General features: G+C 66.0%; 19 protein-coding genes. 18 read left to right on the forward strand and 1 reads right to left on the reverse strand.

Going from position 1 to position 18676, the window contains the following annotated elements; translation table 11 throughout:
* Positions 1–19 precede the first annotated feature (19 nt).
* From pyrH to HV701_RS21830, 17 genes are all read left to right on the forward strand, one after another.
* Positions 20–736, forward strand: coding sequence for a UMP kinase (pyrH, locus tag HV701_RS21750; RefSeq protein WP_175135086.1), 717 nt, complete (start codon positions 20–22; stop codon positions 734–736).
* Between the two features lie 15 nt (positions 737–751).
* On the forward strand, positions 752–1312 hold the full coding sequence (gene frr / locus HV701_RS21755) for a ribosome recycling factor (protein ID WP_049074267.1): 561 nt from the start codon (positions 752–754) through the stop codon (positions 1310–1312).
* A 160-nt stretch (positions 1313–1472) separates the two neighbouring features.
* Complete coding sequence (gene uppS, locus HV701_RS21760; RefSeq protein WP_175135087.1) at positions 1473–2237, forward strand: polyprenyl diphosphate synthase; 765 nt, start codon at positions 1473–1475, stop codon at positions 2235–2237.
* A 55-nt stretch (positions 2238–2292) separates the two neighbouring features.
* The gene (locus tag HV701_RS21765; RefSeq protein ID WP_175135088.1) at positions 2293–3150 is read left to right on the forward strand and encodes a phosphatidate cytidylyltransferase; all 858 of its coding nucleotides are present in this window, start codon (positions 2293–2295) and stop codon (positions 3148–3150) included.
* Entirely contained in the window at positions 3147–4346 is a 1200-nt protein-coding gene (locus HV701_RS21770; RefSeq protein ID WP_175135089.1) for a 1-deoxy-D-xylulose-5-phosphate reductoisomerase, read from the forward strand. The genes HV701_RS21765 and HV701_RS21770 overlap by 4 nt, the downstream gene beginning before the upstream one ends.
* Positions 4347–4425: 79 nt before the next feature.
* Positions 4426–5757: an RIP metalloprotease RseP gene (gene rseP, locus HV701_RS21775; protein ID WP_175135090.1), complete on the forward strand. Its 1332-nt coding sequence runs from the start codon at positions 4426–4428 to the stop codon at positions 5755–5757.
* 53 nt (positions 5758–5810) lie between these two features.
* The gene (gene bamA / locus HV701_RS21780) at positions 5811–8156 is read left to right on the forward strand and encodes an outer membrane protein assembly factor BamA (protein ID WP_175135091.1); all 2346 of its coding nucleotides are present in this window, start codon (positions 5811–5813) and stop codon (positions 8154–8156) included.
* Between the two features lie 110 nt (positions 8157–8266).
* Positions 8267–8827 carry an OmpH/Skp family outer membrane protein gene (locus tag HV701_RS21785; protein ID WP_175135092.1) on the forward strand — a complete coding sequence of 187 codons (561 nt, stop codon included), beginning with the start codon at positions 8267–8269 and terminating at the stop codon, positions 8825–8827.
* Positions 8828–8841: 14 nt separating this feature from the next.
* Entirely contained in the window at positions 8842–9939 is a 1098-nt protein-coding gene (gene lpxD, locus HV701_RS21790; RefSeq protein WP_175135093.1) for a UDP-3-O-(3-hydroxymyristoyl)glucosamine N-acyltransferase, read from the forward strand.
* Between the two features lie 71 nt (positions 9940–10010).
* Entirely contained in the window at positions 10011–10466 is a 456-nt protein-coding gene (gene fabZ, locus HV701_RS21795; RefSeq protein ID WP_175135094.1) for a 3-hydroxyacyl-ACP dehydratase FabZ, read from the forward strand.
* Complete coding sequence (lpxA, locus tag HV701_RS21800; protein ID WP_175135095.1) at positions 10467–11261, forward strand: acyl-ACP--UDP-N-acetylglucosamine O-acyltransferase; 795 nt, start codon at positions 10467–10469, stop codon at positions 11259–11261.
* The gene (lpxB, locus tag HV701_RS21805; protein WP_175135096.1) at positions 11258–12454 is read left to right on the forward strand and encodes a lipid-A-disaccharide synthase; all 1197 of its coding nucleotides are present in this window, start codon (positions 11258–11260) and stop codon (positions 12452–12454) included. The genes lpxA and lpxB overlap by 4 nt, the downstream gene beginning before the upstream one ends.
* Positions 12441–13049 carry a ribonuclease HII gene (gene rnhB, locus HV701_RS21810; RefSeq protein WP_175135097.1) on the forward strand — a complete coding sequence of 203 codons (609 nt, stop codon included), beginning with the start codon at positions 12441–12443 and terminating at the stop codon, positions 13047–13049. Before lpxB ends, rnhB begins: the two co-directional genes overlap by 14 nt.
* Positions 13046–13834 carry a TrmH family RNA methyltransferase gene (locus HV701_RS21815; RefSeq protein ID WP_175135098.1) on the forward strand — a complete coding sequence of 263 codons (789 nt, stop codon included), beginning with the start codon at positions 13046–13048 and terminating at the stop codon, positions 13832–13834. Before rnhB ends, HV701_RS21815 begins: the two co-directional genes overlap by 4 nt.
* Positions 13835–13952: 118 nt before the next feature.
* Positions 13953–14159, forward strand: coding sequence for a hypothetical protein (locus tag HV701_RS21820; RefSeq protein WP_175135099.1), 207 nt, complete (start codon positions 13953–13955; stop codon positions 14157–14159).
* 38 nt (positions 14160–14197) lie between these two features.
* Positions 14198–14626, forward strand: a complete 429-nt coding sequence (locus HV701_RS21825; protein ID WP_244957778.1) for a hypothetical protein — start codon at positions 14198–14200, stop codon at positions 14624–14626.
* A 68-nt stretch (positions 14627–14694) separates the two neighbouring features.
* A complete protein-coding gene (locus HV701_RS21830) occupies positions 14695–15174 on the forward strand; it encodes a DUF2846 domain-containing protein (protein WP_175135100.1) in 480 nt (159 codons plus the stop codon).
* 63 nt (positions 15175–15237) lie between these two features.
* On the opposite strand, the gene ppsR is transcribed toward HV701_RS21830, so the two are convergent.
* Positions 15238–16065, reverse strand: coding sequence for a posphoenolpyruvate synthetase regulatory kinase/phosphorylase PpsR (ppsR, locus tag HV701_RS21835; RefSeq protein WP_175135101.1), 828 nt, complete (start codon positions 16063–16065; stop codon positions 15238–15240).
* Positions 16066–16256: 191 nt separating this feature from the next.
* Between ppsR and ppsA the strand changes: the two genes are divergently transcribed.
* Entirely contained in the window at positions 16257–18620 is a 2364-nt protein-coding gene (gene ppsA, locus HV701_RS21840) for a phosphoenolpyruvate synthase (protein WP_175135102.1), read from the forward strand.
* The last annotated feature ends 56 nt before the right edge of the window (positions 18621–18676 follow it).

Here is an 18676-nt window from a genome sequence, read left to right on the forward strand (position 1 = left end):
GTTCTTCGGGATATCACCTATGAGCAGCAGATCATACAAACGGGTTCTTCTCAAACTTTCCGGCGAGGCGCTGATGGGCGACGATGCATTCGGCATCAATCGCGCCACCATCGTCCGCATGACCGATGAGATCGCCGAAGTCGCCGCCACCGGCGTCGAATTGGCCATCGTCATCGGCGGTGGCAACATTTTCCGTGGCGTCGCCCCGGGCGCGCAGGGCATGGACCGCGCTACCGCCGACTACATGGGCATGATGGCCACCATCATGAACGCGCTTGCCCTGCAGGACGCGCTCAAGCACAAGGGGATCGACACCCGCGTGCAATCGGCCCTGAACATCGACCAGGTCGTCGAGCCGTACATCCGCCCCAAGGCCCTGCGCTACCTCGAAGAAGGCAAGGTCGTCATCTTCGCCGCGGGCACCGGCAACCCCTTCTTCACGACCGACACCGCGGCTGCCCTGCGTGGCGCCGAGATCGGCGCGGAGATCGTGCTGAAGGCCACCAAGGTCGACGGCATCTACAGCGCGGATCCCAACAAGGATCCTGCCGCCACGCGCTATGCGCGCATCAGCTTCGACGAGGCCATCGTCCGCCGCCTGGAAGTCATGGACGCCACCGCGTTCGCGCTGTGCCGCGACCAGAAGCTGCCGATCAAGGTGTTTTCGATCAATAAGTCGGGCGCGCTCAAGCGCGTCGTCAGCGGCGAAGACGAAGGCACGTTGGTACACGTTTAAAGAAAAGGAAAATCCATGAGCGTCGCAGAAATCCGCAAATCCGCCGAAGCCAGGATGGCCAAGTCGCTTGACACGCTCAAGACCAACCTGGCCAAGATCCGCACGGGCCGTGCCCATACCGGTATCCTGGACCACGTGCAGGTCGAGTACTACGGTTCGCCCGTGCCGATCAGCCAGGTCGGCAACGTGAACCTGATCGACGCGCGCACCATCAGCGTCCAGCCCTACGAAAAGAGCATGGCCGCCGCGATCGAGAAGGCCATCCGCGAGTCGGACCTGGGCCTCAATCCCATGTCCATGGGCGACACCATCCGCGTGCCGATGCCGGCGCTGACCGAAGAGCGCCGTCGCGACCTGACCAAGGTCGTGCGCAGCGAAGGCGAGGACGCCAAGGTGGCCGTGCGCAACTTGCGCCGCGAAGCCAACGACACCTTGAAGAAGCTGGTCAAGGACAAGGAAATCTCCGAGGACGACGAGCGTCGCGCCCAGGACGACGTCCAGAAGCTGACGGACCGCAACGTGGCCGACATCGACAAGATGGTCGCCCAAAAAGAAGCGGAAATCATGACCGTATAATCCTTGCAATGCCGGGCGGGCTGGTTGGGCTGCCCGGCACCAGGATTCCTGCTTTCGCGCCGTCCTATCCATTGCGGCACGCCTGTGCGGCGATGGATCGACGGCGCGGGTTTTTCCCGTTTTCCCAGTTTTACGCCGGTCGACGGCGCTCCCCAGACCCATGGCAACCAGTTCTACCCAGGCGGTTCCCGCTACCCGCGACATCCCGGAGCACGTGGCCATCATCATGGATGGCAATGGCAGATGGGCGACGCGGCGCCTGCTGCCGCGCACGGCGGGGCATGCCAAGGGCGTGCAGGCGGTGCGCCGCGTGGTCGAGGCCTGCGGCCGGGCCGGGGTGCGCTATCTGACGCTGTTCGCCTTCAGCTCCGAAAACTGGCGCCGGCCGGCCGAGGAAGTGTCGCTGCTGATGCGCCTGTTCGTGCAGGCGCTCGAGCGCGAGGTCGGCAAGCTGGAAGAGCAGGGCGTGCGCCTGCACGTCATCGGCGACCTGTCGGCCTTCGAGCCGCGCCTGCAGGAGCTGATCTTCGCGGCCCAGGCCCGCACCGCCCACAATGACCGCCTGCACCTGACGGTGGCCGCCAATTATGGTGGCCGCTGGGACATCCTGCAGGCCACCCGCGCGATGCTGGCGGCCGAGCCCGCGCTGGCCACGCAACCGCAGTTGGTCGACGAAGAACGGCTGGCGCGGCATCTTTCCATGTCCTGGGCGCCTGAGCCCGACCTGTTCATCCGCACCGGCGGCGAACAGCGCATTTCCAATTTCCTGATCTGGCAGATGGCGTACGCGGAGTTCTATTTCACCGACCGCTACTGGCCGGACTTCGGCGCGGATGAATTGCGCCAGGCGTTCGAGTGGTACCGGACGCGCGAACGCCGGTTCGGGCGCACCAGTGCCCAGCTCAGCGAGAGCGGCGAAAAATAGTCCGGCGACCCTGCCGCGCGCGGCGGCGCCGGGTCGACCCTGAGGAGATCGTCATATGTTGGGCCAGCGTATCGTTACCGCCGTCATCCTGCTCGCCGTCCTGGCCGCCGCGATGATCAGCGCCAACCCCTGGTGGTTTGTGGCCTTGCTGGCGTTGGCCGCGGCCTGCGCCAATTGGGAGTGGCTGCGCCTGACGCTGCCGCAGCCGCCCTCGCGCCTGCTTGCCGCGGGCATTCCCGTCCTGCTGTTCGCGGCCATGCTGGGCCTGGCATCGGCGTGGCTGGCGGGCAACCGCGCCGGTCTGACCGATCCCGGCTGGATCCTGCGCTACGCGACTCCGCTGGTGGCGGTCGTCTGGTTGTTGGGCGCCACCACGGCCGTGGTGCGCGGCCATTCGGACGCGGCGCCCGCCAGCCTGGCGTGGTCGTTGTTCTCGGTGCCGGCCGCTTTCGTGGCCTGGGCGGTGCTGGCGCAATGGTATATGGCGCAAGGCGCTGTGTTCGTGGTGTCGCTGCTGGCGCTGGTCTGGGTCGCCGATATCGCGGCCTATTTCGCCGGCCGCGCGTTCGGCAAGCGTAAACTGGCGCCGCGGGTCAGTCCGGGCAAGACCGTGGCCGGCGCCGTGGCCGGCGTGCTGGGCGCGGTCATCTGGATCGGCCTGTCGAGCCTCTGGGACGGCACCTATGGCCACGCCCTGGTGGCGCGCTGGTCGTTCTGGCTGGCGTTGCCGATCGCCGCGCTGCTGGGCGTGCTGTCCATCGTGGGCGACCTGTTCGAATCGCTGCTCAAGCGCCGCGCCGGCCGCAAGGATTCGAGCGCGCTATTGCCTGGCCACGGGGGCGTCTACGACCGTATCGACGCCATTCTCCCGGTCGCGCCGTTCGCGCTAATTTTGTCTGGAGTGTTGTTTTGACGGCTTTTCAACGCGTCGTGGTGCTGGGGTCGACGGGTTCGATCGGCGAGAGCACGCTGGATGTGATCGCCCGCCATCCTGACCGGCTGGCGGTGTATGCCCTGTCCGCCTACAGCCGCATGCAGCGCCTGGCCGAACAGGCGCTGGCGAGCCGTGCCGCGGTGGTGGTGGTACCCGACGCCGAGGCGCGCCGGCAGTTCGTTGCAGCCTGGCCGGCGGGACAGGCCATGCCCGAAATCCGCGTTGGCGCCCAGGCCCTGGCCGATACGGCGGCCGATCCGCACTGCGATGCGGTCATGGCCGCCATTGTTGGCGCCGCCGGTCTGCCGGCCGCCCTGGCGGCGGCACGGCAGGGCAAGCGCGTGCTGCTCGCCAACAAGGAAGCGCTGGTGGCGGCCGGCTCGCTGTTCATGCAGGCCATTCGTGACAACGGCGCCGAATTGCTGCCGATCGATAGCGAGCACAATGCGATTTTCCAGTGCCTGCCGCATGGCGGCCGGGCCGGCGCGCCGGATGCGCCAGCGCCCGGGGTGCGCCGACTGCTGCTGACCGCCTCGGGCGGCCCGTTCCGCGGCCGCGACCTGGAGGACCTGCACGAGGTCACGCCGGCGCAGGCCTGCGCCCATCCCAATTGGAGCATGGGCCGCAAGATTTCAGTCGATTCGGCCACCATGCTCAACAAGGGGCTGGAGGTGATCGAGGCGCACTGGCTGTTCGCCATGCCGGCCGATCGCATCGAGGTGGTGGTGCATCCGCAGAGCGTGGTCCACTCCATGGTGGAATACGACGACGGCTCGATCCTGGCGCAACTGGGCCAGCCTGACATGCGCACGCCGATCGCCTATGGTCTGGGATTTCCCGAGCGGCTCGACAGCGGGGTGGGCGCGCTGGACCTGGCCCGCCTGGGCCGGCTCGATTTCGAGCAGCCCGATCTGGCGCGTTTTCCCTGCCTGGCGCTGGCGTTCGCGGCGCTGCGGGCCGGGCAGGGCGCCTGCATCGCCCTGAATGCCGCCAACGAGGTGGCGGTGGAGGCCTTCCTGGCGGGGCGCCTTGGGTACACCTGGATCGCGCGCGTGATCGAGGCGACCCTGGAGTGGCAGGTGGGGCAATCATCTGTTACGCTCAACAGTCTTGACGATGTGCTGGCGCTGGATGCGGCCGCGCGCGTTTACGCCGGAAACCTGGGTCTGGCGTGACGCCGCCCGGATGGCAACCCCCGGCAGTTCGGGCCACCTGGGCCCGCATCGCCGCTGATTCCTGGATTTCCTGACCCCGATGCTTTTCACCCTGCTGGCCTTTGCCGTGGCGCTTGGCTCCCTGATCATTTTCCATGAGTTGGGGCACTACTGGGTGGCGCGCCTGTGCGGTGTCAAAGTGCTGCGATTTTCGGTTGGTTTCGGCAAGGTGGTGCTGCGCCGCACCGATCGGCATGGCACCGAGTGGGCCTTGTCGGCGCTGCCCCTGGGGGGCTACGTCAAGATGCAGGACGACGCCCCGGCCGGCGCCAGCGCGGCGGAAGCCGCCACCGCCTTCAACAACAAATCCGTCGGCAAGCGCATCGCCATCGTCGCGGCCGGTCCCATTTTCAACCTGATCCTCGCGGTCTTCCTGTATGCCGGCCTGAACCTGGCCGGCACCCAGGAACCGGTCGCCGTGATCGCGCCGCCCGCTGCCGACACGCCCGCTGCGCGCGCAGGCCTGGTCGCGGGCGACCGCATTTTGGCCATCGACGGTCAGGAGGTGGCGTCATGGTCTGACGCCCGCTGGCGCCTGATGGACCTGATGGCCACCGGCGGCCGTGCCCGCATCGAAGTCGGCACGCCTGGCGGGGGCGCGCAACAGCGCGAACTGGTCTTGCCGGCCAACGCCATGGACCCGGCCGGCGGCGACCCGCTGGCAGCTGCCGGCATCCGCCTGGCCCAGCCCAAGCCCGCGGTGCGGGTCGTCAACGATGGCGGCGAGGGAAAGGCGGCCGGCTTGCGCCCGGGCGACCTGATCCTGGCCGTGGACGGCCAGCCCACCCCCGACACCGGCGCGTTGGTCAAACAGATCCAGGAGAGCGCCGGCAAGACGCTGGCGCTGACGCTGTCGCGTGAGGGCGCCCAGGTCACTGTCAATGTCACGCCGCGCCCCGAGACGGTCAATGGTCAGGTCATCGGCCGCCTGGGCGTGCAGCTGGGCGGCGACGTGCCTATGGTGACGGTGCGCTACGGCGTGCTCGACAGCCTGTGGCAAGGCACGGTCCGCACCTGGGACACGGCGCTGTTCTCGCTGCGCATGATGGGCCGCATGGTGACGGGCGACGTGTCCTGGCGCAATGTCAGCGGTCCCGTGACCATCGCCGACTATGCCGGCCAGACCGCCCGGATCGGCATTGTTGCGTATATCGCTTATATCGCGTTGATCAGTATCAGCCTGGGCGTACTAAATTTGCTGCCTATTCCTATGCTGGACGGGGGGCATCTGCTGTACTATCTCGTCGAAATTGTGCGGGGCAGTCCGCCTCCCGCACGGTGGATCGATATCGGACAGCGCGCAGGCATTGGTTTATTGGCAAGCCTGATGGGGCTTGCGCTTTTCAATGATTTCACGCGCCTGTTCACATAAGCGCCAATTAGCATAAAATCCCCCGCCATTTGCACGACCGAGGATACTCAAGGATGTCTTTTCGCCGGATGTTTCATCACAAAAAGGGTGTACTGCCGGGCGTAGTGCCGAGCCTGATCGCCGCATTGCTGCTGCCGGGCATGGCTCATGCTTTCGAGCCTTTTGTCGTGCGGGATATCCGCGTGGAGGGGATCCAGCGTACCGACGCCGGCACCGTCTTTGGTTATCTGCCGGTCAAGGTGGGTGAGAAATTCACCGAAGACGAAGCCACCGAGGCGATCCGCCGCCTGTACGGCACGGGCTTCTTCACTGACGTGCAGATCCAGACCGACAACAATGTCGTGGTGGTGGTGGTCCAGGAACGTCCCACGATCGCATCCGTGAATTTCAACGGCATGCGCGAATTCGATTCCAAGGCCATCACCAAGTCGCTGGGGCAGGTCGGTTTCGCCGAGGGCCGCATTTTCGACCGCTCCATGCTCGAGCGCGCCGAATACGAACTCAAGCAGCAATACCTGTCCAAGGGCAAGTATGGCGTCGAGGTGACTTCCACCGTGACGCCGCTGCCGCGTAACCGCGTGGGCGTGAGTTTCGACGTGTTCGAAGGCTCGGTGGCCCGCATCCAGGAAATCCGCTTCGTCGGCAACAAGGCCTTCTCCGAAAGCGACCTGCTCGACGAATTCAAGCTGACCACGCCGGGCTGGCTGACCTGGTACACCGATACCGACAAGTATTCGCGCGAAAAGCTCGAGGGCGACCTGGAACGCCTGCGTTCGTTCTATCTCGATCGCGGTTACCTCGAATTCACGGTCGAACCGCCGCAGGTCACGATCTCGCCGGACCGCAAGGACATCCGCATCACCATTACCGTCCATGAGGGCGAGCCGTACAAGGTGCGCAGCGTCAAGCTGGCCGGCAACCTGCTCGGCCTGGACAAGGAAATCAATGCCCTGGTGCAGGTCAAGCCGGACGAGACGTTCTCGGCGGCCAAGGCCAACAATTCGGCCAAGGCCATCACCGACTACCTGGGCGAGTTGGGCTACGCCTTCGCCAACGTCAACCCGAACCCGCAGCTCGACCGCGCCAAGCATGAGGCCGACCTGACGTTCTACGTCGATCCGAGCCGCCGGGTTTACGTGCGCCGCATCCAGATCGGCGGCAACACGCGCACCCGCGACGAGGTCGTGCGCCGCGAAATGCGCCAACAGGAAGCCGCCTGGTACGACGCCAAGGACATCAAGACCTCGCGCGACCGTGTCGACCGCCTGGGCTACTTCAGTGACGTCAATGTCAAGACCGATCCGGTGCCGGGCTCGCCCGACCAGGTCGATGTCAACGTCGATGTCAAGGAAAAGCCCACCGGCATGATCAACCTGGGCGTGGGCTACGGTTCGTCCGAGAAGGCGATCCTGTCGGCCGGCATCAGCGAAGACAACGTGTTCGGCAGCGGCACCAACCTGACGCTGCAACTGAACACCAGCAAGAGCAACCGCGCGGTGGTGTTGTCGCACACCGACCCGTACTGGACCAAGGACGGCATCAGCCGCACCACGTCCGCGTACTACCGCGTGACCGAGCCCTGGAACAACAACGACGGCGACTATCGCGTCAAGTCCATGGGTCTGGGCATGAACTTCGGCGTGCCGATCTCGGAATACGACCGGATCTTCCTGGGCGCCAACCTCGAACGCAACCAGATCGATCTGTTCTCGAATTCGCCGCTGGCCTACCGCAACTTCGTCAATCAGTACGGCGACTCGACCAACTCGGTCATCTTCACCGCCGGCTGGTCCAACGACACCCGCGACAGCGCCCTGGCGCCGACCAAGGGTTCGTACACCCGCTTGAAGAGCGACTTCTCGACGGTCGACCTCAAGTACTACATGCTCACCGGCCAGCAACAGTACTTCATCCCGCTGGGCGGCTCGTACACCCTGGCGCTGAACGGCATGGTCGACTGGGGCCAGAGCTACGGCGGCAAGGACTACCCGATCATCAAGGACGTGTACGCCGGCGGTATCGGCACGGTGCGCGGCTACGAAGGTTCGTCGCTGGGTCCGCGCGACCCGGTCACGGGCGACTACCTGGGTGGTTCGCGCCGCATCGTGGCGAACGCGCAGTTGTATCTGCCGTTCCCGGGCGCGTCCAAGGATCGCACGCTGCGCTGGTTCATCTTCAGCGACGCGGGCCAGGTCGGCGCCGGCAGCGGCCTGTCTTGCACCGGCGGCAAGCCGGGCAGCGAGGTCGAGGATCCTTGCGGCTGGCGTTTCTCGGCCGGTATCGGCCTGTCGTGGCAATCGCCGATGGGCCCGCTGCAGCTGTCGTACGCCCGGCCGCTCAACGCCAAGGCAGGCGACGACAAGCAGAGCTTCCAGTTCCAGATCGGGACCGGGTTCTGAGCGTCGGCGTTACGCTTGAAAACAAGGGCAGGGCCCCCCGGCCCGGCCCCTCTGTCGTTTAGTGGCACAATACACACTTTGGCTTTGCCTTACTGGAAGGTGAGATTTTCATGATGTCTGACTTCGCACTTAAATCATCGAATACGCCGCGTGCCAGCCGCCGTGGCAAGCTGGGCGGCTCCATTGCCCTGGTGGGTGCGCTCATCCTCGGTTCCGTCGCGGCGGTACCCGCTCAGGCGCAAGGCACCAAGATCGGCTTCGTCAATACCGAGCGGATCCTGCGTGAGTCCGGCCCCGCCAAGACCGCGCAAAGCAAGATCGAAGCCGAATTCAAGAAGCGCGACGACGAGCTCCAGCGCCTGAACTCCACCCTGCGCTCGCAAGCCGAAAAGTTCGACAAGGACGCTCCCGTGCTGTCGGAATCGGACCGCGTCAAGCGCCAGCGTGAACTGTCCAACCTGGACACCGATCTGCAGCGCAAGCGCCGTGAATTCCAGGAAGACTTCAACCGCCGCCGCAACGAAGAGTTTTCCAGCATCGTGACGAAGGCCAACGAGGCCATCAAGCGCATCGCCGAACAGGAAAACTACGACCTGATCATCCAGGACGCCGTGACGGTCAACCCGCGCATCGACATCACCGACAAGGTGATCCAGAGCCTGGGCAAGTAAGTCGCAGTCGCCGTATGCCGGTTCTACTGGATCTTGCCCGCGCGCCGACGCTTGAAGCGTTGCTGAGCGCCGCCGATACCCAGGGCATGGACTGGCGCATCAGCGCGCCGGCCGGCGCGGAGCCCTTGCGGGTCCGCGGTATCGGTACCCTGGCCTCGGCGGGTGGCCAGGAGATCAGCTTCCTGGCCAATCCCAAGTACCAGAGCCAACTCGCGACCACCCAGGCGGGGGCGGTGATCGTCTCGGCCGATGTGGCCGAGACGCTGGCTGCCGCCGGTGCCGACCGGCCGCGTTTCACGCTGGTCATCTGCAAGCATCCCTATTTGCTGTATGCCCGGGTGGCGCAATGGTTCGACGCCGCCCGGCGTCCAGCCCAGGCTGCTGCCACGCATCCGTCGGCGGTGGTCGCGCCTGATGCGCAGATCGAGGCGGACGTGCGTATTGGTCCGAATTGCGTCATCGAGTCCGGGGCGCGCATCGGGCGAGGCACGGTGCTGGGGGCGGGCTGTGTCATCGGCGCCGCATCCTCGATCGGTCCCGACAGCCGCCTGCATGCGAATGTCACGCTGTATGAAGGCGTCAAGGTCGGCGCCCGCGCCATCATCCACAGTGGCGCGGTGCTGGGGGCGGATGGTTTCGGCTTCGCGCCGGATCCGTCGCTGGGGCAGGGCGCCTGGGGCAAGATTCCCCAGCTGGGCGGTGTGTCGGTGGGCGATGACGTCGAGATCGGCGCCAACACCACCATCGACCGCGGCGCGCTCGAGGACACGCTGGTCGCCGACGGCGTCAAGCTCGACAACCAGATCATGGTGGCACACAACGTGCGCATCGGCAGGCATACCGCGATCGCGGCCTGCGTGGGCGTGGCGGGTTCCACCACCATCGGCGAGCGCTGCACCATCGGTGGCGCCGCGATGCTGTCCGGACACCTGACGCTGGTCGACGACGTGCACATTTCGGGCGGCACCGCGGTGACCTCCAATATTTCCAAGCCTGGCCGCTACACCGGGGTGTACCCGTATGCGGATCACGGCGAATGGCAGCGCAACGCCGCAGTGATACAACAGTTGGCGCAATTGCGCCGCCGCGTGCGGACGCTGGAAAAAGACTAGGGCGCATTGACGCCGCCCGGGTGCGTCCGGCGCCGCAAGATTTACTTCATTTCGCAGGAATTCACAGAAAAATGGAACTCGACATCAAGGGGATCATGGAGAGGCTGCCGCATCGTTACCCGATGCTGCTGATTGATCGCGTCGTCGAAATGGTGCCCGGCAAGTCCATCGTCGCCATCAAGAATGTCTCGATCAACGAGCCGTTTTTCAACGGCCACTTTCCCCACCATCCGGTGATGCCGGGCGTGCTCATCGTGGAAGCCATGGCCCAGGCCTCGGCGCTGTTCTCGTTCACGGACGAAAACGGCGGCCTGAAGTGCGAAGGCGCCAAGACGGCGTATTACCTGGTGGGTATCGATGGCGCGCGTTTCCGCCGGCCGGTGGTGCCGGGCGATCAATTGCGCATCGAGGTCGAAGCCGAGCGCCTGAGCCGCAGCATCTGCAAGTACCAAGCGCGTGCCACGGTCGACGGACAGGAAGCGGCGTCGGCCAAGCTCATGTGCGCGATCCGCAGCCTGGAAGAGTAAATGGCAGGAAACATCCATCCTACCGCCGTCGTCGATCCGGCGGCGAAAATCGACCCCAGCGTGGTCATCGGCGCGTTCTGCGTCGTGGGCCCCGATGTGACGATCGGCGCCGGCACCGAGCTTGGCCCGTATTGCATGGTCGATGGCGTGACCACCATCGGGCGCGACAACCGTTTCTACCGGTATTGCTCGATCGGCGGCATGCCGCAGGACAAGAAGTACAAGGGCGAGCCGACCCGGCTGGTCGTCGGCGACCGCAACACGGTGCGCGAATTCGTCACGCTTAACACCGGCACGGTGCAGGATGGCGGCGCCACCACGCTGGGCGATGACAACTGGATCATGGCCTACGTGCACGTCGCGCACGACTGCCATGTCGGCAACAACACCATCCTGGCCAATTCCGTGCAATTGGGCGGCCACGTCCACGTGGGCGACTGGGCCATCGTCGGCGGCCTGACCGGCGTGCACCAGTTCTCGCGTATCGGCGCGCACAGCATGACGGGCGGCAACAGCTCGCTGATGCAGGATACGCCGCCGTTCGTGCTGGCCGCGGGCAATCCGTGCCGCCCGGTGGGCATCAACGTCGAAGGCCTGAAGCGCCGCGGCTTCACGCCGGCCCAGGTGTCGGCGCTGCGTGACGCCTACAAGATCATCTATCGCCGCGGCCTGCCGCTGGATGAGGCGCGCGCGGAGCTGCGCGCCCGCCAGCAGGCCGAACCCGAAGTCGCCGAGCACCTGCAGACCCTGCTGGATTTCCTCGACGTCGCTTCGCGCGGCATCATCCGCCCATGAACATGCGGATCGGCATGGTGGCCGGCGAGCCCTCGGGCGATCTGCTGGCCGGGCGTATCATTGCCGGTCTGCAGCAGCGCGCCCCGGGCGTGCGGTGCGAAGGCATCGGCGGCCCGCAGATGCAGGCGCGCGATTTCGATACCTGGCACCCGATGCATGCGCTGACGGTGTTCGGCTACGTCGACGCCCTCAAGCGCCTGCCCAGCCTGTTGCGCACCTACCGTGACGTGTCGCGCCGCTGGCTGGCCGAACCGCCGTCGGTGTTCGTCGGCATCGACGCGCCCGATTTCAACCTGCGCCTGGAGCATCAATTGCGCCAGGCCGGCACGCCGACCGTGCATTTCGTCGGCCCGTCGATATGGGCCTGGCGCTACGACCGCATCCACAAGATCCGCGAATCGGTCTCGCACATGCTGGTGCTGTTCCCGTTCGAGGAAGATATCTACCGCAAGGAAGGCATCCCGGTCACCTACGTCGGCCATCCGCTGGCCGGCGCCGTGCCGATGCAACCGGACCGCGCCGCCGCACGCGCGCGGCTGGGCATCGATCCGGACGCGCGGGTGCTGGCGATCCTGCCGGGTAGCCGTTCGTCCGAAATCCGCTTGCTGGCGCCGCGCTTCCTGCAGGCCGCGCAGCTATTGCACAAGCGCGATCCGGCGTTGCAATGTGTGGTGCCCATGGTCAACGACCAGCGCCGCGCGGAATTCCAGGCGATCCTGGCCAAGTACCCGGTGCCGGGGCTGCGCTGCGTCACCGCGCAGGACCTGCATGGCGCCGATGGCGATCGCCAGGCTCCGGTGGCCTGGTCGGTGATGGAAGCCAGCACCGCAGTGCTGGTGGCCAGTGGCACCGCCACCCTGGAAACCGCGCTGTACAAGCGGCCCATGGTGATTTCCTACGTGCTGTCGCCGCTGATGCGTCGCATCATGGCTTGGAAGTCCGGACAGGAGCGGCCCTACCTGCCATGGGTCGGCCTGCCCAACGTGCTGTTGCGCGATTTTGCCGTGCCCGAGCTGTTGCAGGACGATGCCACGCCGGAAAAGCTGGCCGAAGCCACCTGGACGGCCCTGACCGACGAGGCCTTGGCGGCCCGCATCGAGGCGCGCTTCACGGCCTTGCATCAGGAACTGCTGCGCGATACGCCGGCGCTTGCCGCCCAGGCGATCCTGGAGGTGGCCGGTGGAGCAGCCTGATCTGTTCGCCGCGCCCGCGCAGCCGGCGCTGGTGACTGCGGGCGTCGACGAGGCGGGCCGCGGTCCGCTGGCGGGCGCCGTGTATGCGGCCGCCGTGATCCTGGACCCGGCGCGTCCTATCGACGGCCTGGCCGATTCCAAGGTGCTCAAGGCCGCCACGCGCGAGGCGCTGGCGCTCGAGATCCAGGCGCATGCCTTGGCCTGGTGCGTGGCCAGCGCCAGCGTGGCCGAGATCGACAGCCTGAACATCCTGCGCGCCACCATGCTGGCGATGCGCCGCGCCGTCGAAGGCCTGTCGATGGCGCCCCAGTTGGCGCTGGTGGACGGCAACCAGGCGCCCAAGCTGGGTTGCACGGTGCAGACGGTGATCAAGGGCGACGCCCTGGTGCCAGCCATCTCCGCCGCGTCGATCCTGGCCAAGACCGCGCGCGATGCCGATCTGCTGCGTTTGCATACGCTCTATCCGCAATACGCCTTCGACCAGCACAAGGGCTACGGCACCGCGCTGCACCTGCAGATGCTGCGCGAACACGGCCCCTGCGCCGAGCATCGCCGCAGTTTCGCGCCCATCAAGGCCTTCGGCCTGGTTTCATGAAACACATCAGTTCCCGCGACAATCCCGCGGTCAAGGCGCTCGTCAAGCTGGCGGGCACCGCCGGCAAGCGCGGCGCGCCCGTGCTGCTGGACGGCGTGCACCTGTGCCAGGCGTGGCTGCAGCATCATGGCGCGCCGGACCAGGCCATCTTCGACGTCGAGCGGCTGTCGCAGCCCGATATCGCGGCGCTGGCGGCCGCGGTGCCGCGCGACCGTTGCCTGGCGCTGGATGCGCGCTTGATGCAGGCGCTGGCCAGCGTGGAAAGCGGGCAGGGCGTGGCCTTCGTGGTGACGCCGCCGCTGCCGTCCCTGCCCGAGGCGGTGGACGAGAATTGTGTGCTGTTCGACCGGATCCAGGACCCGGGCAATGTCGGCACCTTGCTGCGCACCTGTGCGGCCGCCGGCGTCAAACGCGTGTTCCTGGCCACCGGCACTGCGGCCGCCTGGTCGTCCAAGGTGCTGCGCAGCGGCCAGGGGGCGCACTTCGCCCTGGCGATCCACGAGCACGTGGACTTGCAGGCGCTGCTGCCGGCCCTGCGCGTGCCGCTGGTGGCGACGGCCCTGGAAGGGGCCCAGGACCTGTATGGGGGGCGCCTGCCCGAGCGCTGTGCGTGGGTCTTCGGCCACGAAGGGCAGGGCGTAGCGGCCGGCTTGCTGGCGGCGGCGCGGCTCAAACTGCGCATTCCCCATGACATGGCCGCGGTCGAGTCGCTCAACGTGGGCGCTGCGGCCGCCATCTGCCTGTTCGAGCAGCGCCGTCAGGCGCTGGCGGCCGGCGCGCGCTGATATCGTCTGGTCTTCGGCCGCGGCTCCGCTAACGGGGCCGGACCCCGCTTATACTCTCGCGATATTCATGATCCGGAACCTGTTTCCGGCGTCGGGCCATGGCTACCCAGGAGTCCGCATGGAGCTTGTAAGGATGCTTGTGATGTCGGCCGCCGCGCTGCCGGTGCCGCTGGAAGCCGGGCAGGCCCGCTATGTGCGCACCGGCATTGTCAGCGGCACGCAAGCGCTGCGGCTGGAGGAATCGGCCGAGACGGCCCGGCAGGACATGGCCGGCCTGCCTTATTGGGGCGCGGGCTGGCGCGACCGCGAAAAACGGTGCTATTGATATATATACTTACATATTTTGCCAACCCGAGGTGTTCCATGAGGTCGTCGCCGGTCATTGGCCAATCATCGACTCGCCGCGTGGGCCGCGTGATGGTGGCCGCGAGCCTGAGCCTGATGGTGTTGGGTGGCTGCGCATCCGGCAAGCCCGAGCCGGCCAGCCTGGTGCCGGTCGCGGCGGCAGAGCCTGGCAGCGTGATCCAGCTGTCCCGGGCCGTGGTGGGCGCGCTACCGGCCGATGCCACGGTGACGCTGCCGGCCGCTTCGCAATGGCGGCGCGTGGGCGCGATTGCGCAAGGGGATGTCTATCGGCCCCTGGGGGCGCAGTTCGTGGTCAGGGCCCCCAGGAAAACCGAAGCCTATCTGGTGGCCTCTTCGGGCCAGTGGGTGGGGTGTTATCTGCCAGGCGAACGCGGCTATGTCGAGCTGACTCGTCCAGTGGCGCTGCCGGTGGGCATGCGTCAATGAATATAAACAGGTTCGTGCCCAGCGCTGACGCGCAGTGTGCGTAACCGCATCACAGGAGAGCTGTACGAATGAAGCGCGGAATCAGGATGCTGGCTGCCGCCGCGATCGCGGTGGGGGTGTTGGCGGGTTGCGGCGGCGCCCGTTACCGGGACGTGGCGGCGAACATTCCCGTCATGGTGCCGGATACCGGCCGGATTTATTTCTACCAGCCGCCAGCGCCTGGCAGCGTGTTGTCGAGCCAACCGTACCTGCGTGTCAACGGCACCAAGGTGGGGCGTTCCAAGCCGGGCAGCTTTTTCTTCATCAATCGTCCGGCGGGCACCTATCGCGTCGACACGATGCGTGAAAACGAATTCGTGACCTTCGACCTGGCGCCGGGGCAGACGCGCTACGTGCGCCTGAGCATCGAAGGCGTGGGCGGCAATTCTTCCAGCGTGGGCACCCAGGTCATGCGGATGGAAGACTCGGAAACGCTGGCGCAGCAGGAAATGGCGCCGCTGAAGTATTGGGGCGCCGGCTCGCGCGAGCGCGTCAAGCTGCGCCGCTGACCGCCGCCGGGCGGCCCGCTTTGCACCCGCCAAGGGCGCGCCGCCAGCGCGCCCTTGGCGTTTTCAGCCGCGATCCAGGCCGACTTCCTGCAGCACCGTGGTCGAGATCTCCTCGATCGACTTGGTGGTGGTGGACAGCCAGGAAATGCCTTCGCGGCGCATCATGCGCTCGGCCTCGGCCACTTCGTAGCGGCATTGCTCCAGTTGCGCGTAGCGGCTGTTGGGGCGACGTTCGTTGCGGACCTCGGCCAGGCGCTCGGGCTGGATCGACAGGCCGAACAGCTTGGCGCGGTGCGGCGCGATGGTCGAAGGCAGGACGCCGCGCTCGAAGTCATCCGGGGTGAGGGGGAAGTTGGCGGCCTTGATCGCGTACTGCATGGCCAGGTACAGGCTGGTCGGGGTCTTGCCGCAGCGCGACACGCCCACCAGGATGACGTCGGCCTGGTCGAGCTGGTTGACGAACTGGCCATCGTCATGCGCCAGGCTGAAGTTGATGGCGTCGATCCGGTTGCGGTACTTTTCCGAATTGGCCTGCATGTGCGAGCGGCCGATGGAGTGGCTGGATTTCAGGCCCAGCGCCTGCTCGATGTGGCTGACGAAGGTGCCGAACAGATCCAGGAAAATGCCGTTCGCCTGGCGAACTCGCGCCAGGATGTCGGGGTTGACCAGGGTGCTGAAGACGATCGGCGGCACGCCGGCCTCCTGGGCGCTGCGGTCGATGCGCATGGCCACTTCGGCGGCTTTTTCCAGCGTGTCGACAAACGGCAGCCGCACGGGCTTGAAATCGATTTGCTCGAACTGGGAAAGCACCGATTGGCTGAAGGTTTCCGCGGTGATGCCGGTACTGTCGGAAACGATGTATACCGTGCGTACGATCGGGGTAGATGTCATATGTAAAAATTCCAACCAGGCGGATGGCCGGATGTGCTCCTCCGAGTACAATCAGGCCCCTATAAGTCACCCCAAGGGCGGTCCAAGGCCAGTTTGGTCAGCGCAGGCGGATCGGCGAATGCCGGGCGGTAGCCGGCGCCGAATCTGCATTGACCAAACTCGCTTTCATTCCATTGTAAAAGGTGACTTCAATGTCGTATGTTGTTTTGTTCGAGCAGCTCCGCATGACGGACGTGGACTCGGTAGGAGGCAAGAACGCATCATTAGGCGAAATGATCAGCCAGCTGTCTGGCGCGGGTGTCCGCGTGCCGGGCGGCTTTGCCACGACCGCTGACGCCTTCCGCGACTTTCTCAAGGCCTCCGGCCTGGACAAGCGCATCGCCGAACGCCTGACCACCCTGAACCCTGAAGACGTGCGCGAGCTGGCCAACGCCGGCGCGCAGATCCGCCAATGGATCATCGAGGCGCCGTTCTCGACCGAATTCGAAACCCAGATCCGCGACGCCTTCGCCAAGCTCGACGCCGACGGCAAGGGTTCGTTCGCGGTGCGCTCGTCCGCCACCGCCGAAGACCTGCCCGACGCCTCGTTTGCCGGCCAGCAGGAAACCTTCCTGAACGTGGTCGGCATCGACGACGTGCTGGACAAGATCCGCCACGTGTTCGCCTCGCTCTACAACGACCGCGCCATCTCCTACCGCGTGCACAAGGGCTATGCCCACGCCGATGTGGCCCTGTCGGCCGGCATCCAGCGCATGGTGCGCTCGGACAAGGGCAGCGCCGGCGTGATGTTCACCATCGACACCGAATCGGGCTTCGAGGATGTGGTGTTCATCACCTCGTCGTACGGCCTGGGCGAAACCGTGGTGCAGGGCGCCGTCAACCCCGACGAGTTCTACGTCTTCAAGCCCACGCTGGCCCAGGGCCATTTCCCCATCGTCGGCCGTCGCATCGGTTCCAAGCTGATCAAGATGGAATTCGATCCCGAGCGTCCGGAAGGCCGCGCTGTGCGCACGGTCGACGTGCCGGTGTCCGAGCGCAACCGCTACTCGCTGACCGACGACGAAGTCATCGAGCTGGCCCGCTACGCCGTCATCATCGAGAAGCACTACGGCCGTCCCATGGACATCGAGTGGGGCCGCGACGGCGTCGACGGCAAGATTTACATCCTGCAGGCGCGCCCGGAAACGGTGAAGTCGCAGCAGGGCGCCAATGACGTGCAGCAGCGCTACCGCCTGAAGGCCACCGGCCAGGTCCTGATCACCGGCCGCGCCATCGGCCAGAAGATCGGCTCGGGCCCGGTGCGCGTAGTCGGCGACATCTCCGACATGGACAAGGTGCAGCCCGGCGACGTGCTGGTCACCGACATGACCGATCCCAACTGGGAACCCGTCATGAAGCGCGCCTCGGCGATCGTGACCAACCGTGGCGGCCGGACCTGCCACGCGGCCATCATCGCGCGCGAGCTGGGCATTCCGGCCGTGGTCGGTTGCGGCAACGCCACCGATGTGCTCAAGGAAGGCCAGGCCGTGACCGTGTCGTGCGCCGAGGGCGACGAAGGCCGCATCTATGACGGCCTGATCGAGACCGAGGTCGAGGAAGTGCGTCGCGGCGAAATGCCGGCCATCGACCTGAAGATCATGATGAACGTGGGCAACCCCCAGCTGGCGTTCGACTTCGCCCAGATTCCCAACGGCGGCGTCGGCCTGGCGCGCCTGGAATTCATCATCAACAACAACATCGGCATCCACCCGAAGGCGGTGCTGGACTACCCGAACGTCGACGGCGAGCTCAAGAAGGCGGTGGAATCGGCCGCTCGCGGCCATGCCAGCCCGCGCGCCTTCTTCGTCGAGAAGATGGCTGAAGGCGTGGCCACCATCGCGGCGGCGTTCTACCCCAAGCCCGTGATCGTGCGCATGTCGGACTTCAAGTCCAATGAGTACCGCAAGCTGGTGGGCGGTTCGCGCTACGAACCCGAGGAAGAGAACCCGATGCTGGGCTTCCGCGGCGCCTCGCGCTACATCGCCGACGATTTCGCCGAGTGCTTCCGCATGGAATGCGAAGCGCTCAAGAAGGTGCGCGATGACATGGGCCTGACCAACGTCGAGATCATGGTGCCGTTCGTGCGCACCCTGGGCCAGGCGGAAAAGGTGGTCAACCTGCTCGCCAAGCATGGCCTGGCGCGCGGCGAGAACGGCCTGAAGCTGATCATGATGTGCGAAGTGCCGTCCAACGCCATCCTGGCCGACGAGTTCCTGCAGTACTTCGACGGCTTCTCGATCGGTTCGAACGACATGACCCAGCTGACCCTGGGCCTGGACCGCGACTCCGGCATGGAACTGCTGGCGGCCGATTTCGACGAACGCGACGAGGCCGTCAAGTTCATGCTGCGCCGCGCGATCAAGGCCTGCCTGGCGGCCAACAAGTACGTCGGCATCTGCGGCCAGGGCCCCAGCGATCACCCGGACTTCGCGCAGTGGCTCAAGGATGAAGGCATCCTGTCGATGTCGCTGAACCCGGACACCGTGGTCGATACCTGGCAGCGCCTGGCGAAGTAATCGCCGGTCCGCATGCAAGAAGCCCGCGCCAGGCATGGCGCGGGTTTTTTTTCGCC

Source organism: Achromobacter pulmonis (assembly GCF_902859765.1).
GTDB classification, from domain to species: Bacteria; Pseudomonadota; Gammaproteobacteria; order Burkholderiales; family Burkholderiaceae_B; genus Achromobacter; species Achromobacter pulmonis.

Bases quoted from the DNA above. Each gene is read 5' to 3' on its own strand.
- pyrH (WP_175135086.1), top strand. From the start codon at position 20: ATGAGCAGCAGATCATACAAACGGGTTCTTCTCAAACTTTCCGGCGAG.
- frr (WP_049074267.1), top strand. From the start codon at position 752: ATGAGCGTCGCAGAAATCCGCAAATCCGCCGAAGCCAGGATGGCCAAG.
- uppS (WP_175135087.1), top strand. From the start codon at position 1,473: ATGGCAACCAGTTCTACCCAGGCGGTTCCCGCTACCCGCGACATCCCG.
- HV701_RS21765 (WP_175135088.1), top strand. From the start codon at position 2,293: ATGTTGGGCCAGCGTATCGTTACCGCCGTCATCCTGCTCGCCGTCCTG.
- rseP (WP_175135090.1), top strand. From the start codon at position 4,426: ATGCTTTTCACCCTGCTGGCCTTTGCCGTGGCGCTTGGCTCCCTGATC.
- bamA (WP_175135091.1), top strand. From the start codon at position 5,811: ATGTCTTTTCGCCGGATGTTTCATCACAAAAAGGGTGTACTGCCGGGC.
- HV701_RS21785 (WP_175135092.1), top strand. From the start codon at position 8,267: ATGATGTCTGACTTCGCACTTAAATCATCGAATACGCCGCGTGCCAGC.
- lpxD (WP_175135093.1), top strand. From the start codon at position 8,842: ATGCCGGTTCTACTGGATCTTGCCCGCGCGCCGACGCTTGAAGCGTTG.
- fabZ (WP_175135094.1), top strand. From the start codon at position 10,011: ATGGAACTCGACATCAAGGGGATCATGGAGAGGCTGCCGCATCGTTAC.
- lpxA (WP_175135095.1), top strand. From the start codon at position 10,467: ATGGCAGGAAACATCCATCCTACCGCCGTCGTCGATCCGGCGGCGAAA.
- lpxB (WP_175135096.1), top strand. From the start codon at position 11,258: ATGAACATGCGGATCGGCATGGTGGCCGGCGAGCCCTCGGGCGATCTG.
- HV701_RS21815 (WP_175135098.1), top strand. From the start codon at position 13,046: ATGAAACACATCAGTTCCCGCGACAATCCCGCGGTCAAGGCGCTCGTC.
- HV701_RS21820 (WP_175135099.1), top strand. From the start codon at position 13,953: ATGGAGCTTGTAAGGATGCTTGTGATGTCGGCCGCCGCGCTGCCGGTG.
- HV701_RS21825 (WP_244957778.1), top strand. From the start codon at position 14,198: ATGAGGTCGTCGCCGGTCATTGGCCAATCATCGACTCGCCGCGTGGGC.
- HV701_RS21830 (WP_175135100.1), top strand. From the start codon at position 14,695: ATGAAGCGCGGAATCAGGATGCTGGCTGCCGCCGCGATCGCGGTGGGG.
- ppsR (WP_175135101.1), bottom strand. From the start codon at position 16,065: ATGACATCTACCCCGATCGTACGCACGGTATACATCGTTTCCGACAGT.
- ppsA (WP_175135102.1), top strand. From the start codon at position 16,257: ATGTCGTATGTTGTTTTGTTCGAGCAGCTCCGCATGACGGACGTGGAC.